Origin of the sequence: Corynebacterium sp. LK2510, assembly GCF_040946405.1 — a bacterium.
GTDB lineage: Bacteria > Actinomycetota > Actinomycetes > Mycobacteriales > Mycobacteriaceae > Corynebacterium.
The window spans coordinates 1-702 of the sequence record NZ_JAYWLR010000050.1 but is presented as its reverse complement, the minus strand read 5'-3'; the positions used below and the strand labels follow the sequence as shown (position 1 = coordinate 702).

The 702-nt window shown below is 46.3% G+C and carries 1 protein-coding gene and 1 pseudogene; both read right to left on the bottom strand.

Annotation, left to right across the window (positions count from 1 at the left end):
* On the bottom strand, positions 1-200 hold a 200-nt coding region (locus VVR41_RS10700; protein ID WP_368524756.1), incomplete at its 3' end, for a hypothetical protein.
* Positions 176-702 (bottom strand): annotated as a pseudogene (locus VVR41_RS10695) (LGFP repeat-containing protein); the annotation flags it as partial. The pseudogene VVR41_RS10695 and the gene VVR41_RS10700, both read right to left, overlap by 25 nt.

Sequence of the window (702 nt, the reverse complement as noted above, 5' to 3'; positions counted from 1 at the left end):
TAAGCCCTCGCATAATAAGTTCCCGTTGAGGTAACAATTTTTCCTTCAGTTACCCCGATAAATGAGGTTTCGACGTCTCCAATGCAATCTTGTTCCACGTCAAGCGAGCTGTACCTATGTGGAGGATTCTTTCTTTTATCGAATTTATAATCCGGGTCATTATCTGTGCCGCCCCTTAAATCAGGTGCTTTTTCCACCATGCATAGTACTTATAACGCAATGTATTAACGTGCTTCACGCTCAGTACCTTTTCTGTACACTTCGTATGTGGCTTGAACCCCACGGCTCCAAAATTTGAACTTTTCCGGTTGTGCGGATTATCCAATGACAGCTCACAAGGGCCATAGCGCTTTCCCACTGCTTGAAGGCTTATCGCGTCTTTCAAGGGGAGCTCTTCCAATCCAGCTTCGACACGGTCAAAAAACTCTGCTGCTAGAGCAGGACTAGGAAATTCTAAATAAGGAGTAACGCCTATTAGAGAACCCCCTGGTAGACCCTCTCGTTTAATAGACTTTAGTGTTCCTCCCTCAAAGTTCTGAGAAACAAAATCCTCTTCTTCTTTCGGATCTCCTGTGGGGAATCCGTAAGAGCTTTTCTCATATCCTGCTGCAGACCAATCAAGAAGCACCGGATCCATAACCGGATGTGCTCCGTGCTGCGGTGTCCAGTAGATCATTCCGCCCTCGAAGACGTTGTAGCGTC